Annotated in this window: 14 protein-coding genes and 1 tRNA gene; 11 read left to right on the top strand and 4 right to left on the bottom strand. The window is 39.8% G+C overall.

Translation table 11 applies throughout. The features are described 5' to 3' along the window. Positions 1-132 precede the first annotated feature (132 nt). Positions 133-444, bottom strand: coding sequence for a hypothetical protein (locus EDD69_RS09000; protein ID WP_132948630.1), 312 nt, complete (start codon positions 442-444; stop codon positions 133-135). 146 nt (positions 445-590) lie between these two features. On the opposite strand from EDD69_RS09000, the gene EDD69_RS08995 reads away from it, so the two are divergent. After that, complete coding sequence (locus EDD69_RS08995) at positions 591-2,282, top strand: methyl-accepting chemotaxis protein (protein WP_243643083.1); 1,692 nt, start codon at positions 591-593, stop codon at positions 2,280-2,282. Positions 2,283-2,311: 29 nt separating this feature from the next. Here EDD69_RS08995 and EDD69_RS08990 read toward each other — a convergent pair whose 3' ends face one another. Continuing rightward, the gene (locus tag EDD69_RS08990; protein ID WP_132948628.1) at positions 2,312-3,079 is read right to left on the bottom strand and encodes a DUF1189 domain-containing protein; all 768 of its coding nucleotides are present in this window, start codon (positions 3,077-3,079) and stop codon (positions 2,312-2,314) included. A 271-nt stretch (positions 3,080-3,350) separates the two neighbouring features. Here EDD69_RS08990 and EDD69_RS08985 point away from each other — a divergent pair. The 9 genes from EDD69_RS08985 (at position 3,351) to phoU (ending at position 12,267) form a co-directional block, all read left to right on the top strand. Continuing rightward, positions 3,351-3,424, top strand: a tRNA-Ile gene (locus tag EDD69_RS08985). A 171-nt stretch (positions 3,425-3,595) separates the two neighbouring features. Further along, positions 3,596-4,204, top strand: a complete 609-nt coding sequence (sodA, locus tag EDD69_RS08980) for a superoxide dismutase SodA (protein ID WP_132948627.1) — start codon at positions 3,596-3,598, stop codon at positions 4,202-4,204. 96 nt (positions 4,205-4,300) lie between these two features. Then, positions 4,301-5,515, top strand: coding sequence for an MFS transporter (locus tag EDD69_RS08975; protein WP_132948626.1), 1,215 nt, complete (start codon positions 4,301-4,303; stop codon positions 5,513-5,515). Positions 5,516-5,548: 33 nt separating this feature from the next. Beyond that, positions 5,549-7,675, top strand: a complete 2,127-nt coding sequence (locus EDD69_RS08970; protein ID WP_132948625.1) for a peptidoglycan D,D-transpeptidase FtsI family protein — start codon at positions 5,549-5,551, stop codon at positions 7,673-7,675. A 145-nt stretch (positions 7,676-7,820) separates the two neighbouring features. Further along, positions 7,821-8,792 carry a PstS family phosphate ABC transporter substrate-binding protein gene (locus EDD69_RS08965; RefSeq protein ID WP_132948624.1) on the top strand — a complete coding sequence of 324 codons (972 nt, stop codon included), beginning with the start codon at positions 7,821-7,823 and terminating at the stop codon, positions 8,790-8,792. 75 nt (positions 8,793-8,867) lie between these two features. Further along, positions 8,868-9,818, top strand: coding sequence for a phosphate ABC transporter permease subunit PstC (gene pstC, locus EDD69_RS08960; protein WP_132948623.1), 951 nt, complete (start codon positions 8,868-8,870; stop codon positions 9,816-9,818). Between the two features lie 2 nt (positions 9,819-9,820). After that, a complete protein-coding gene (gene pstA / locus EDD69_RS08955) occupies positions 9,821-10,702 on the top strand; it encodes a phosphate ABC transporter permease PstA (protein WP_132948622.1) in 882 nt (293 codons plus the stop codon). Between the two features lie 31 nt (positions 10,703-10,733). After that, the gene (gene pstB / locus EDD69_RS08950; protein WP_132948621.1) at positions 10,734-11,549 is read left to right on the top strand and encodes a phosphate ABC transporter ATP-binding protein PstB; all 816 of its coding nucleotides are present in this window, start codon (positions 10,734-10,736) and stop codon (positions 11,547-11,549) included. A gap of 58 nt (positions 11,550-11,607) precedes the next feature. Further along, positions 11,608-12,267: a phosphate signaling complex protein PhoU gene (gene phoU, locus EDD69_RS08945; RefSeq protein WP_132948620.1), complete on the top strand. Its 660-nt coding sequence runs from the start codon at positions 11,608-11,610 to the stop codon at positions 12,265-12,267. Between the two features lie 40 nt (positions 12,268-12,307). On the opposite strand, the gene EDD69_RS08940 is transcribed toward phoU, so the two are convergent. Together EDD69_RS08940 and EDD69_RS08935 are read right to left on the bottom strand one after the other, a co-directional pair. Beyond that, a complete protein-coding gene (locus EDD69_RS08940; RefSeq protein WP_132948619.1) occupies positions 12,308-12,724 on the bottom strand; it encodes an endolytic transglycosylase MltG in 417 nt (138 codons plus the stop codon). Then, positions 12,721-13,071 carry a DUF6115 domain-containing protein gene (locus EDD69_RS08935; RefSeq protein WP_132948701.1) on the bottom strand — a complete coding sequence of 117 codons (351 nt, stop codon included), beginning with the start codon at positions 13,069-13,071 and terminating at the stop codon, positions 12,721-12,723. The genes EDD69_RS08940 and EDD69_RS08935 overlap by 4 nt, the downstream gene beginning before the upstream one ends. A 165-nt stretch (positions 13,072-13,236) precedes the next feature. Between EDD69_RS08935 and EDD69_RS08930 the strand changes: the two genes are divergently transcribed. After that, entirely contained in the window at positions 13,237-15,630 is a 2,394-nt protein-coding gene (locus EDD69_RS08930; protein WP_132948618.1) for a sugar phosphate nucleotidyltransferase, read from the top strand. Positions 15,631-15,636 lie beyond the last annotated feature (6 nt).

Here is a 15,636-nt window from a genome sequence, read left to right as displayed (position 1 = left end):
CTCCTTTGAAATCGGGATAAATTAAAGTTGAGTTTCCGACATCTTTTATCATACATATTCGTTCATGCCAAGAAAATATGGCTCAAATTTTCTTTCTGAATTATTGTAACAATGTTTTTGTGAAATTGACAATTATTTTGTGTAGATTGGGATTCGGTATTTCTTCCCGATTTGCAATGACTCGGCTTTCGCTCCCGGATTTAACGAGTGAAAATCTCGGATCAGACGATCAATGGAAACAGGAAGAGATTGATTCAATTCTTCCTCAACAATGGATAGAAGCGTATCCCCTGCGTTCACCTTGACGATTTTATATGGAACAGGAATGTTTTCCTTCGGTGGCGTTGCTGCGGTTGTTGCAACTGGGAGCGTCCCTTTCGTTAAATCGTGATAAACGATATAGAAAATAAAACATATTGTGAGCAAAAGCAATAGTTTTTTCACACCACAATCCCCCAAAGAAAACGATTTGGTTCATGTTTATGGCCCGTCCAACGAAAATATGCGCTTGAAAATTTAAACAACCTTAACATGGCGTTAACATTTCGTTGGTACAATTTGTCTGTGATTGTCGAAAAGGAGGAATTGGAGTGAAGGGGCGAATCATCAACGTAAAACAGTCGCTGTTAAAAGTTAGCTTGCAAAATCGATTGTTTGTTTTATTTTTGGGCTCGCTCATTGTTTCGATTAGTGTGGTCGGGTTTATTGCATATGATAAAGCGAAACAAGCGATCACAAGCGCAATAGAAAATCGTTTAGAGCGCGAAGCAACGATGATGTACGAAATTGCTCGCAGCTTAATGTACATTCACGCAGGAGATCAAACGCTTTTTCAAAAAAAATTTAACTTTAGCGTTAATCAACAAAAGTCAGAATTAATGCAAGATGGTTTGGCGGCAGAATTTTTTTTATTAGATGAAAAGGGAGTTCAACCGTTTGAGGCAAATAAAAAAACAACATTTTCATTTACGAAAGAAATGATCGATACCATCCGTAAACAAAAAAATGGCGTATCCCATTTTCAAGTGAATGGTAAAAACTATACGTTTGCTTACAAAGCGATTCAAGAGCTCAAGGGTACATACATTATTGTTGTTCCAGATGAATTATTTATGAAACCGATTTATGAATTATCGAGATTAACCATTACGACAATTATTGTCAGCATGATTGTATCAGCTCTTATGATTAAATGGTTAGTAAGCAGCTTGACCAATCCGCTTTCCCGATTGCGCGCAGCGATGAGTAAATTGTCAAGGGGAGACTTAAGCGTTACGGAGAATATTTATTCAACGACTCCTGAAATTGAGTCGCTTGTGAGAAGCTTTAATCGAATGCTAACAAGCATGAAAAAAATCATTGTAGAAATTGGCCAGACGACTTTACAGCTTTCCGAAACAGGCGATGAATTGAAACAAACTTCAGAGTATGCACTGAAGTCCAATGATCAGCTAATGAATGCGATTTCAATGGTCAGGCACGGAGCGGAAGAAACGGCAGCATCATCCGATGAAAGCGTTCATCATTTTCAGCAGATGAAAGAGCGGATGAATGTTGTGTGGAAAAGTATGGATAAAATTTCTGGTAGCGCCAAAGATATGGATGTATCTGCTATTGATGGCGAAAAGAGAATGGAGAATTTAATTGAGGGAATTCATGAGTTTGCTGACGATTTTCAAAAAATGAAAATAACGATTGAGGGAGTCAAACAACATTCGATTTCCATTACGAAAATTGTGGATTTAATTCGTCAAATTGCCGAACAAACAAAATTGCTTGCATTGAACGCGGCGATCGAAGCGGCTAGAGCAGGTGAAGCAGGAAAAGGGTTTGCTGTCGTGGCGAATGAAGTGCGAAAACTGGCCGAGCAATCAGCAACCGCAACAGAAGAAATTACAACATCGATTTTTGCAATGGAAGAGGTTGCGGGAAAAGCAACTTCACAGTTTGAAGAAATGGCAACCAATCTTTATGCTCATTTAACGAATGCGAATGGAGCCAAACAGTCATTTGATCATTTAATGAACGAAATTTCTCGCGTCAGCAGGAACTTAGCGAAAATGAAAGAAGAGTTAAAAATATTCAGCGACTCACTGCCGATGATGGAGAAAGCGACGCTTGAGTTTGCATCGGTCGCGCAACAAACATTAGCAAGCGCGGAGCAAATGCTTTCGTTTTCTGAGCATCAAATGGAACAAATGAAAGGTACATATGAAATTGGTTTAAAATTAAATGCGTTATCACAATCGTTGTCTGATTTAACAAAATCGTTTCGGTTATAAAAATAAGCAGGCTTTTTTGCGAAGCCTGCTTATTGCTTTAGCGATGGAAGTTCTTTAATAACGAGCAACAAAACCGTGATGGATACAAACCAGTCGAGTGCCACAGCATACGGAACGACAATTTGCAGCGATTCCATAATGGTGAAAAAAACGGTCGATAACGTAATGGAGTAGGCCGATAGTGTCCACATTTGCCGATAGTTTCCTCGTTTATTGAGAGTGCCTTTCAAAATGAGGCCGATAAAAGCTAAAATGGTAATATGAACAAATTTCGTGGCGCTTGTAAAAAGATATAAAACGAGAAATGACACCGGAATAATAACTGGTAAAAGCGACTGTACGGTGCGAATAAAGGCGTGAATGTCTTCAGCATTTATTTGCCTATCTTGCAACATGGCATAACTGTAGTATTGAGCATGTGTATTGGCGACGAGAACAGCTTCTTTTTGCAATAAGCCAATCGCATTTGGATATCGCTCCACGTCATCCTTTGTTAATGTTCCTGTACTATCAAAGACGATCGTCAGTCCGGGTTTAAAAATTTCAATGGGTTCTGTAGCAGAAGAGACGAGTTTGCCATCGATAATTTCAAAAGGAGGCAATTCATCCTTTAGCAGTTCACTTGCATTGACAATCGTTTTATTTAAACTGACAGCAAAGTAAGCACCCATTGGAAGCGCAGCAATAAAGGTTAAAAAGAAAACATATCCGATGGCTTTTCCGATTTTTTGAAAGCGAAAACGTGCGATATGTACAGGAGAATAGAGGCTTACAAACAGTTGCTTAAACATTGTCATCGATTCACACACCCTTTTACAATCATCCATGTTCATTCTACTGCTTTTGATGCTAATCGTACAATAGTTTTGTCTTTAAGTGAAGTGCGTTGACGCCTCATCAATTTTTTGTTAAAATTAGCAACGGAAAATCGCTCCCTGAGCTGGTCAGAGCGTGTCCGAATAAGCTGCAAAGGAAGAGCATCAGCGTACCATCGAGCCGTAGCTTGAGTAAACATACCGAGATTGGGACGAACGTTTAAGAGGTAAGAAAAAACATAATAAAAATTATGGACCCTTAGCTCAGCTGGTTAGAGCGGACGGCTCATAACCGTCTGGTCGCAGGTTCGAGTCCTGCAGGGTCCATCATGAACCTCGCTGTTTTTACAGCGAGGTTTTTTTGCAAATAAATTGAAACATTCTAGCAATTTTGGTACTCTTAAATTAAGCCAACTTACGAAACATTCCTGTTTCTTAATGATGAAAAACGGTTTCGTAAGCGAGCGACTACATAAATTTTTAAAAGGAGGAATTGGTATGGCATTTGAATTACCACAATTGCCTTACGCGTATGACGCATTGGAGCCGTATATTGACAAAGAAACGATGAACATTCACCACACAAAACATCATAATACGTATGTGACAAATTTAAACGCGGCATTAGAGGGACATGAAGAGTTACAAAATAAAACAATTGAAGAGTTATTGGCGAATTTAGATGCAGTTCCTGAAAATATTCGCACGGCTGTTCGCAACAACGGAGGCGGACATGCGAACCACTCTCTTTTCTGGACGATTCTTTCACCAAATGGCGGCGGCGAACCAACAGGTGAATTAGCAGAAGCGATTAATAAAAAGTTTGGCAGCTTTGAAAAATTTAAAGAAGAATTTTCAAAAGCAGCTGCAACTCGTTTCGGTTCTGGTTGGGCTTGGCTTGTTGTGAATAACGGTGAATTAGAAATTACAAGCACACCAAACCAAGATACACCGCTTATGGAAGGAAAAACACCAATTCTTGGTTTAGATGTTTGGGAGCATGCATACTACTTAAAATATCAAAACCGCCGTCCAGACTATATTGCGGCGTTCTGGAATGTTGTAAACTGGGAAGAAGTTGCAAGACGCTACAACGAGGCGAAGTAATCGAAAAGGGCTCGACATTTGTCGAGCTCTTTTTATTTCGTATATGAAAAAGCATGAAGTGGCAAACTACCTTTTAAGAATAAAGGAGAGTTTGCTATGAGTGTATGGAAAAAGTTAATTGGTGATGTAAGCGTTAATCGTGATTTACTTCTTTTGTTGTTTATAGGGGGATTTTATTCATTGAGCATTGCCTTATCGAACACCTTTGTCAATGTGTACTTATGGAAAAAATCGAATGATTTTCAAGCGCTTGGCTTATACAACTTAGCGGTGGTTACATTTCAACCGCTTGCTTTTATGATTGCCGGACGAATCGCCAAAAAAGTCGACCGCGTGATCGTTTTACGTTTTGGCGTGTCATTTCTAGCGCTTTTCTTTCTGACGGTTTTGTTTACCGGTGATCACGCGATGCATTATTTGTTTTTGCTTGGCGGATTGCTTGGCATCGGTTACGGGTTTTATTGGCTTGCTTTTAATGTGCTAACCTTTGAAATTACCGAGCCGGATACGCGCGATTTTTTTAACGGATTTTTAGGAGTGCTGACATCTGTTGCGGGAATGATTGGACCACCTCTAGCAGGATGGATCATTTCTTCAAGAGAGCAATTTAAAGGGTATATGGTTATTTTTGTAATTTCCCTCTGTTTATTTATTGTTGCAGTGGCATTTAGCTTTTTTTTACATCGCCGTCCATCTTCGGGGCATTTTTCACTTAAATCCGTTTTGCAAGAACGAAAAGAGAATCGAAATTGGCGAGCGATTACAACCGCTCATTTTTTTCAAGGAATTCGCGAAGGGACATTTGTATTTGTTGTTTCCGTCCTTATTTTTATTACGACAGGGAGCGAAAAATCATTAGGAGTATTCGGATTTATTAATTCACTGACCTCTTTCGTTGTTTATTACATGGCATCTAGATTGATTAAAAAAGAATGGCGAATGAAAGCGGTTTTATTCGGCGGTTTGTTGCTGTATAGTTCTGTTTTTTTATTATTTTTTGACCCTTCTTACATAAGGTTGTTACTGTATGGTGTTTTGATTGCGATTGGTTATCCAATTTTACTTGTTCCATATTTATCACTTACATTTGATGTGATTGGTCAAAGCGCACATGCAAAAACGCAACGCGTGGAGTACATTGTTGTACGGGAACTATTTTTAAACGGAGGGAGAGCCGTTTCAGTCGTTCTGTTTTTGTTGGCGGTTATGTTATTTCAGCCTGAAAAAAGCATTCCCGTTTTAATGTTGATTGTCGGCGCAGGTCATTTGATCATTTATTTTTTTGTACGAAACATTCGAGTTTCAAGGTAGAAATTTAGTGGGGTTTCTTTTACAATGAGGAAGATGACAAGTAAGGAGGTGCTTCCTCAATTGAAGAAGAAAAAGAAAAAAGCGCAAATTCCGTTTCGATTAAATATTCTTTTCTTCGTCGTCTTTTTATTGTTTTCTGCTCTCATTTTACGATTAGGTGTCGTACAAATTGTCTATGGAGAACAATATCGAAAAGAGGTTGAGCGAACGGAAAATGTGACGGTCAATACCCCTGCTCCTCGCGGAAAAATTTATGATCGAAACCATCAAATTATCGTTGATAACGAACCGCTCAATGCGATTACGTATACCCGAACGCAAACAACAAAACCGGATGAGATGTTGGATGTTGCACGAAAGTTGGCGAAATATATTGATAAACCGACAGACCGAGTAACGGAACGGGATTTAAAAGATTACTGGATTTTAACAAGAGAAGAAAAAGCAAAAGCAAAAATTACGAAAAAAGAATGGAAACAGTTTAAAAATAAAGAATTGACGGATAAAGATATTTATCAACGACAATTGAGACGAATTACGGATGAAGATTTAAAAGAAATCACTTCGGATGAATTAGAAGTGGTAGCGATTTTTCGAGAAATGAATAGCGGATATGCATTGACGCCGCAAATGATTAAAAATGAAGGAGTCACCAATGATGAATATGCGATTGTAAGCGAACATTTGGAAGAATTGCCGGGAGTCGATGTCACAACCGATTGGAATCGACATTATGCTTATGGAAATACATTGCGCACGGTCCTTGGCAACATTACTTCTTCTGAAGAAGGCTTACCGCGTGAAAAACTCGATTATTATTTATCTCGGGACTATAGCCGAAACGATCGGGTTGGCAAAAGCTATATTGAAGCACAATACGAAGATGTGCTTCGTGGAAAAAAAGCGAAAATTAAGAATATAACGGATAAAGCCGGGAACATCATTGAAACAATCGAAGTATCAAAAGGACAGCGCGGAAAAGATATTGTGTTAACGATCGATATGGAGCTGCAGCAACGCGTCGAACAGATTATTGAGGAAGAATTAATGGCGGCGAAGCGGCGTGGCGGAGGAGAATTGTTAGACCGCGCGTTTGTCGTCATGATGAATCCGAAAACAGGCGAAATTTTATCGATGGCTGGAAAGCAGTATACGAAAGATGAAAATGGCAAAGTACAATTAAAAGACTATGCGCTTGGCACAATGACTTCTGCTTATGCGATGGGATCGGCTGTAAAAGGCGCGACAGTCCTAACAGGGTTTCAAACAGGAGTGATTAAGCCGGGAACCGTACTGATTGACGAACCGCTGCATATTAAAGGGACACCAGAAAAAAAATCATATAAAACAATGGGTGCGATTAATGATTTAAAAGCATTGGAAATGTCGTCAAACGTCTATATGTTTAAAACAGCGATTGCTATTGCCGGCACGAAGTATCGACCGTATCAATCGTTACCGATTAATCCGGAAGCTTTTTCGATTTTCCGCAATTATTTCAGCCAATTTGGGCTCGGCGTGAAGACGGGAATTGATTTGCCTGGCGAAATTATCGGGTGGCCAGGAAACAGCACGTTGCCAGGGCATTTGCTTGACTTGGCGATCGGTCAGTTTGATACGTATACGCCGCTGCAGATGGCGCAGTATGTGTCCACCATTGCGAACGGTGGATATCGAATGAAACCGCAGATTGTGAAAGAAATTCGTGAACCGAATAACGATAAAGATGAACTAGGGAACATCATTTATTCCTTTGAGCCGAAAGTGTTAAATCGCGTCGATATGAAAACGGAATATATCGAGCGCGTGCAAGAAGGATTTCGCCGGGTGATGCAAGGAGCAAACGGAACGGCAAGAGCCTTTTTTGCGAATGCTCCATATAAACCAGCCGGCAAAACAGGAACAGCCCAATCGTTTTATGACGGTCCAATTAAATCAAAACGAATGACCCCTACTTATAACTTAACGTTGGTTGGATATGCTCCTTATGACGATCCTGAAGTTGCTTTCTCTGTTGTTGTCCCATGGGTTCAAGATTCAAATTCTCCGATTAACAAGTACATTGGCAGAAAAATTTTAGACGCTTATTTTGAATTGAAAGAAAAACGCCAAGCTGAGAAGGTAGAGCAACCTTCACAAACAGACCATGAACAAGAATAGAATAACATTGAATCGTGATAGGCAATCTAAACATAGGGAGTTTAAATTTACAAAAGCTTAACATTTGATTAAAACGGATTTAATACGCTTCCTTTATGCTAAAACTCGTGGGACAAAACGCAGAGAAATTAGGGGGAATTTGTCGATGAAAAAATTTAAGTTTTTAGCACTTTCAGCAATGACGAGCACGGTGATGGCATTTACGGCGGCATGTGGAGGCGGCCAAGATGCAGGAAAAGATGAAGGGGCAGCGGATCAAAAACAACTTCAAGGGAATGTCGCAATGGATGGCTCTTCAACAGTATTCCCTATTATGGAAGCAATCGCAGAAGAATATATGATCGAGCAACCAAATGTACAAGTTTCTGTCGGTGTATCTGGTACAGGCGGCGGCTTTGAAAAGTTTACAAAAGGCGAAACAGATTTCAGCAACGCTTCTCGTCCGATTAAAGACGAAGAGAAAAAGGCAGCACAAGACAATGGGATCGAGTTTGAAGAGTTCAAAGTTGCGTTCGATGGTATTTCTATTGTTGTGAACAAAGAGAACGATTGGGTTGATCATTTAACAGTAGAGGAATTAAAGAAAATGTGGACATCTGGCGCAGTAAGCGGCAATGACAAAGTAAAATGGTCAGACATTCGCGAAGGGTGGCCAGATGAAGAAATTAAGTTCTTCTCTCCAGGACATGACTCTGGTACATTTGACTATTTTAATGAAGTTATTCTTGAAGAAAAACCATTAAATAAAACAGCGCAGTTATCGGAAGACGATAACGTTCTTGTTCAAGGTGTCGCAGGCGATAAAAACGCAATCGGCTTCTTCGGTTTTGCTTACTATCTTGAAAATAAAGATAAATTAAAAGTCGTTCCAATCGATGCTGGAAACGGACCTGTTGAGCCGACACATGAAACGATTCAAAGCGGTAAATATACGCCACTTTCTCGTCCATTGTTCACATATGTGAACGTCAAATCGTTAAAAGAAAAAGCACAAGTGTATGATTTTGCTAAATTTATTTTAGAAAACGGTGCAGAGTTTGCGGAAGAAGTTGGTTATGTTGCTCTTCCTGAAGAACAATATCAAGAACAATTGAAAAAGCTTGAAGGATTAAAATAATTAAGTTGTAAAAGATGAGAAGCAATATCGTATTGCTTCTCATCTTGCCATGAAATGGAAAGGGGTTTTCACTAAATGGCTATGACAGATGATCATCGTTCGTATTCTGTCCGTGAAATGATTAAAGAGAATAAAAAAAAACAAGGCGGACAGCAGTTTGTTGAATGGTTAATGCCCAAATTATTGTTGTTGACGGCGATCGTTTCGATTTTAACAACTCTTGGTATTTTATTTACGCTTTTATTTGAAACATTCATCTTTTTTGAGCGTGTATCGATCGTCGAATTTTTGACAAGCAAAGAGTGGTTGCCATGGAATGAGGAAGAAGGTTCGTTTGGAATTGCTCCGCTCGTAACAGGTACGCTGTTAACGACGGGAATTGCGATGATTGTCGCCATCCCAGTTGGCTTAGCGTCAGCGATTTACTTGAGTGAATATGCATCTGAGAAGTCGCGGCGGATCATTAAACCGATATTAGAAGTACTAGCTGGAATTCCGACGATTGTATACGGATTTTTTGCGTTAACGTTTGTTACACCGCTGTTGCAAAAATTTATTCCGGATTTAGGGATTTTTAATGCATTAAGTCCGGGAATTGTCATGGGAATTATGATTATTCCAATGGTTGCGTCATTATCAGAAGATGCGATGAGTTCGGTACCAAATGCCATTCGCGAAGGAGCGCTTGGACTTGGTTCAACCAAATTGGAAGTAGCGCTTAAAGTGGTCCTTCCTGCAGCGACTTCAGGTATTGCGGCATCATTCATGCTGGCGATTTCACGCGCTGTTGGTGAAACGATGATCGTCGCAGTCGCAGGCGGTTCATCTCCGGTGTTTACGTTTGACGTCACGCAATCGATTCAAACGTTAACCGCTTATATCGTGCAAGTGACGACAGGTGATGCGGGTTACGGTACAACAGTGTATTACAGCATTTATGCGGTAGGGATGACGTTGTTTGTCTTTACGTTGTTGATGAACTTGCTTGCGCAATATATTTCTCGTCGCTTTAGGGAGGAATATTAATCATGGAAAAGTTAGTGGATAAACAAAAAGTTGTTCAAAACATGATGGGTCGGATCATAAAAAACAACTTTTTTAAATTTATTTTCTTTCTTTCGACATTGTTTGGACTGATCGTCTTAGTCGTACTTCTATATCGGATATTCACTCAAGCAATTGGCTGGCTCGATGCTGACTTTTTGCAGAATTTCCCTTCCCGTCGACCGGAGCGAGCGGGAATTAAAGCGGGATTGGTTGGCTCTCTTTGGTTGATGGTGATCGTTGCTCCGGTTTCTTTAATTTTAGGCGTGGGTACAGCCATTTATTTAGAAGAGTATGCGAAGAAAAATCGTTTTACGGATTTTATTCAAACCAATATTTCGAACTTAGCCGGTGTTCCGTCAATCGTTTTTGGGTTGTTAGGGTTAACGATTTTTGTTCGTGAACTAGGACTTGGTCGTAGCGTTCTTGCCGCTGGTTTGACAATGAGCTTGTTGGTTCTTCCTGTCATCGTCGTAGCGGCACAAGAAGCGATTCGTGCGGTGCCGAATCAATTGCGCGAAGCTTCATATGGAATGGGAGCGACAAAATGGCAAACGATTTATCGAATTGTATTACCTGCAGCCATTCCAGGGATTTTAACGGGCAGTATTTTAGCATTATCCCGTGCCATTGGTGAAACAGCGCCTCTTGTTGTATTGGGAATTCCGACGTTCATTGCTTACTTGCCAAACGGAATTCTTGATACGTTTACGGTTATGCCAATGCAAATTTATAACTGGACAGGAAGACCGCAGGAAGAGTTTCAACATGTTGCCGCAGCGGGGATTGTCGTGTTGCTTGTCGTGTTAATTTTTATGAACTCCATTGCCGTGTTCATTCGCAATAAGTTTCAAAAGCGTTATTAATCCTTGGGTGAAATGAAAGGGGACTTTATTGATGGAATTAGCGGTTGCGAAAGAAAGAAAGAACAAGAAGACGGAAGAGGAAAAATGCGAAAAAAATATTGTATATCGTACGAAAAACTTAAACTTATGGTATGGTGAACATCATGCGTTAAAAAATATTGATTTAGATATTTACGAAAATGAAGTGACAGCGATCATCGGTCCTTCCGGTTGCGGAAAATCAACGTACATTAAAACGTTAAATCGAATGATTGAGTTAGTTCCAAATGTGCGCATATCAGGAGAGATTACGTACCGCGGGCGCAACATTTTTGATAAGTCTTACCGTGTTGAAGAATTGCGCACACAAGTAGGGATGGTATTCCAAAAGCCAAATCCATTCCCAAAATCTATTTACGATAACGTCGCTTACGGTCCGCGTATTCATGGAATTCGCGATAAGAAAATTTTAGATGAAATCGTTGAGCGTAGCCTACGTGGGGCAGCGATTTGGGATGAGGTGAAAGATCGTCTTCATGCCAACGCTTACAGCTTATCAGGTGGACAGCAACAGCGTTTATGCATTGCGCGCTGTTTAGCCATTGAGCCGGATGTTATTTTAATGGATGAGCCGACATCAGCGCTCGACCCAATTTCGACGCTGAAAGTAGAAGAGCTAGTTCAAGAGTTGAAGAAAAACTACAGCATCATCATTGTTACACATAACATGCAGCAGGCGGCACGTATTTCTGACAAAACAGCGTTCTTCTTAAACGGAGAAGTCATTGAGTATAGCGACACAGACAAATTGTTCTCCAATCCATCTGACAAACGAACAGAAGATTATATTACAGGACGATTCGGATAAAAAATCGTGCGAGCCATTCGCACGATTTTTTCAAAACTATTTTACAGGAGGGAGCTTGATGGCTGTACGTGAAAAATTTCATTATGATTTAAATACGTTGCGAGAAAAGTTATTGGAAATTGGGAGTTTGGCGGAAATTGCGTTAAGCCAATCGTTTGAGGCTTTGCAAACAAAAAATATCGATTTAGCCTTGCAAGTGTTAGACAACGACTCGAAAATAGACTTGCTTGATGAAGAGATTAACGATTTTGCGATTTTGCTTATTGCAAAGCAACAGCCAGTGGCAATTGATTTACGGAGAATCATTGTTGCCATTAAAATTTCAACCGATGTTGAACGGATGGCCGATTTTGCCGTCAATATTGCAAAATCAGCGATTCGCATCGGTGAACAACCGTTTATTATTTCGTTGGAAAAAATTGAGGAGATGCATCGTATTGCCGTGGAAATGCTTTCTCTTTCGTTAAAAGCGTATTATGAAGAAGATGTTGTATCAGCGAAAAAAGTGGCGGATATGGACGATGAAGTCGATCGATTGTACGGTGAAACGATTCGCGAATTGCTTGAGCGGACACAAGTTCATCCAGATGCAATGTCACAAATTACACAATTATCGTTCGTTGCTCGCTATATTGAACGTGTAGCAGACCATGCAACAAACGTTGCGGAAAATGTGTTTTATTTGGTGAAAGGAAGACATTACGATTTAAATGACTAACCAAGATGCCGAGCTGCCTTCGCAATAAAAGGCAGCTCGGTTATTTTGTAATGAGTTTTTCAATCTCTTCATACGTCATTTCGCTTATTACTGTATATGTACCAGGGCGAATTTTTCGCGTTAAATGTTTATGTTCTAAATAGGTGAGAAACGATTTTGCGTTTTGAATGATTTTTGCTTGTTCAAGCCGATGAGCGATCTCGCGGCTCGCTTCCCCTTTTTTAATGATTAACGTGTACACATAGGTTGTTTTTTGTTCGGACGGTTTCGGGTGTTTTTCACTTGCTTCCTTTATCCTTAGCAACTTTTCGTATTCTTCTTTTTTGATGGTTACAAGCTGATCGTTCGTTTTCTTTTCATTGATCGAACTGGGTTTCACATAATATTGAACGGTTCCGATCGCGGTTGTCGCAAATAAAATCCCGGCAGCAAACGCACGAATGGTTGTTTTGTTCATTTCTCATTCCTCGCCATCATTCGTTGAATGATCATGTTCACTTCTTCAATTGGCAATCCAATTTGTCGAGCAATTTGTTCATTAGACAGCCCTTGCTTGTACAGTAAAAAAATTTTTTCTTGTTTGGAATACGTGTGAGTTGGTTTGATCCAATCCTCTTCGCTCATCAATAATTCTTCTTCTAACGCTTTTAATCGTTTTTTGATTTGATATATTTCTTGCATGGTCGATAACGTGAGCTGATCCAATTGCTCTTCAATTTCTTTCACACGGTCTTTTCGAAAAAAAGAAACGAATAAAAGAATAATGGAAAAGCCAATGAGCGCAAAGATTGTATATTCCATCATACTGTTCATATTTCCACCCCATTCCATTATACATATAAGTAATGTAACGTTGCACCATTTTGTTTTTCAATCGACAATTTTCATATATTGTTCGACTTTTGGAACAATGATATGATGAAACAAATGCTAAACCGCAAGATGACGGATCGTGGGAGGGGATTTTTAGTGAAAGCGGTCATTATGGCGGGAGGGAGAGGAACGCGACTGCGCCCGCTTACCTGTCATGTTCCAAAGCCAATGGTACCGGTTATGAATAAACCCGTTATGGAATATAGCATCGAGTGGTTAAAAAAATTTGGCATTACCGAAATTGCTGTAACGGTTCAATATTTAAGCGACAAAATTCAGCATTATTTCGGGGACGGAAGCCGCTTTGGTGTGCATCTTTATTATTTTGAAGAAACGACGCCGCTTGGCACAGCAGGGAGTGTGAAACACGCCCAATCTTTTTTAGATGACACGTTTGTTGTCATTAGTGCAGATACCATTACCGACTTTAACCTAGCAGAAGCCATCCACTTTCATTTCTCCAAAAAATCAATCGCCACAATTTTAATGCACCATGAAGCATATCCTCTTTCGTACGGTGGAATCATCACAGATCAAAACGGAAAAATCCAGCGTTTTGTTGAAAAACCTAAATGGAATGAAGTATATAGTGATACGGTGAATACGGGAATTTACATTTTTGAACAGAAGATTTTTGAATATATGGAAGAAGCCATCCACTATGATTTTGGTCAACATTTATTCCCGACTTTACTCGAAAGCGGAGAAAACCTATATGGTTTTCTTGGTAATGGATATTGGTCGGACATTGGCGCCATTGAACAATATCATCAAACACACCTTGATGTTTTTCAAGGAAAAATTTGTATTCCGTTGAGCGGAAAAGAGATTGCTCCCAACGTATGGGTGGGGAACAACGTTTATATTGAAGAGGGAGCAACGATCAATGGGCCTGTTTTCATTGGCGATGATGTGGTCATTCACAAACATGCAAAAATTGAACCTTGTACGGTGATTGGTCCTCGTTCGGTCATTGGCGAACATGCTTCCGTCAAGCGAAGCGTTCTTTGGCCAAATGTGTATGTGGATCGAAATAGCGAATTGAGAGGTACAATTGTTGCGGACAAAGTGTACATCGGAAAAAATAGCGAAATTTTAGATGATACCGTGATTGGAACGCAATGCAAATTAAACGATAAGGTAAAAGTAAAGCCATCCGTTAAAATTTGGCCGGGAAAATTATTGACGAAAGGGGCAACCGTTAACCAATCACTCATGTGGGGAAAAAAATTTAAACCTTCACTGTTTGGAAAATTTGGGATAAAGGGAAGCGCCAATATTGAAATGACTCCCGAGTTTGTTGCCAAAATCGCTTCCGCTTATGGAAGTATGCACGATGTTGGAGATCAAGTGCTTATTGGTTCGGATCATCATCCATTTTCGAGACTGCTTCAAACGGTATTTACCCAAGCGATGCATGCATGCGGAATTGATACAAATGAATATGGTTCTACGCTATTACCAGCGTTTCGTTATACGTTAGCAAAAAAAAATTATCGAGGAGGAGTATTTCTTTTTACAAACGAACGAGAAAACGAAGTGATTATTGATTTTTATGACGAGAACGGATATCCAATCGATTCAACAACGGAAAAAAAATTAGAGAATATGCTCGCTCAAGAAAATATTCGACGCATATCTCTTGAGAGAATCGGAACATGTGTGGATGGATTTGAGACGGATGAAGAGTATGTTCGCGCTTTGATCAAACAGGTTGATCTCTCCCCTTATAAGAGGTTTAAGGCGCTTGTTTGCAGCCATTTTGCAATGAAAGAAGTAATTGTAAACACGTTAAACCGATTAAATTGTGACGTTGTTTTTATGGAACAGGAAAGCGATGAGCAAATCGCACGAAAAATGAAAGAAGTACAAGCAGATTTCGCTGTTATTTTTTGTAAAAACGGGGAAAGTTTTGACCTTTTTGATGATCAAGGGAACAAAATAACGCCGGAGGAGAAATTATCTCTGTATGTCATTGCTTCATTGCTTGTAAACATGAATAGGGTTGTGGCTGTTCCTTCTTATGCTTCTTCTGCGTTGGAACTATTGGCGGAGCGTTTGAACGGTCAAGTGGTTTATGTAAACGAAACGCGACGAGACATGTTGAAGATGAATTCACATCCTTTTCACTTTTGTTTCGATGCCTTATATGCGTGTGTACAAATGATTCAGCTTTTATCGATTGAGCGATGCTCGCTGTCCTCGTTTATTGCTTTGCTTCCAAACATTCATTTGCTGCGCCATCACGTTCCTTGTCCATGGAGCGAACGAGGAATGGTCATGCGAAAATTAATTTCGGAAATGCATGAGCGAAAAATTGACTTCATCGATGGAATTAAGGTATATCATGAAGATGGAGGGTGGACATTGATTTTGCCGGAATTAGATGAACCTGTATTAACCATTTATTCGCAAGCAGCCGATTTACAAAAAGCAAAGGAAACGGCAAAATATTATATAAAGAAAATTCGTCAATATCAAAATGCCTAAAATTTA

The organism is Thermolongibacillus altinsuensis, from assembly GCF_004341205.1.
GTDB classification, from domain to species: domain Bacteria; phylum Bacillota; class Bacilli; order Bacillales; family Anoxybacillaceae; genus Thermolongibacillus; species Thermolongibacillus altinsuensis.
The sequence above is the reverse complement of the archived record's forward strand: the minus strand, read 5'-3'. Positions and strand labels throughout refer to the sequence as shown.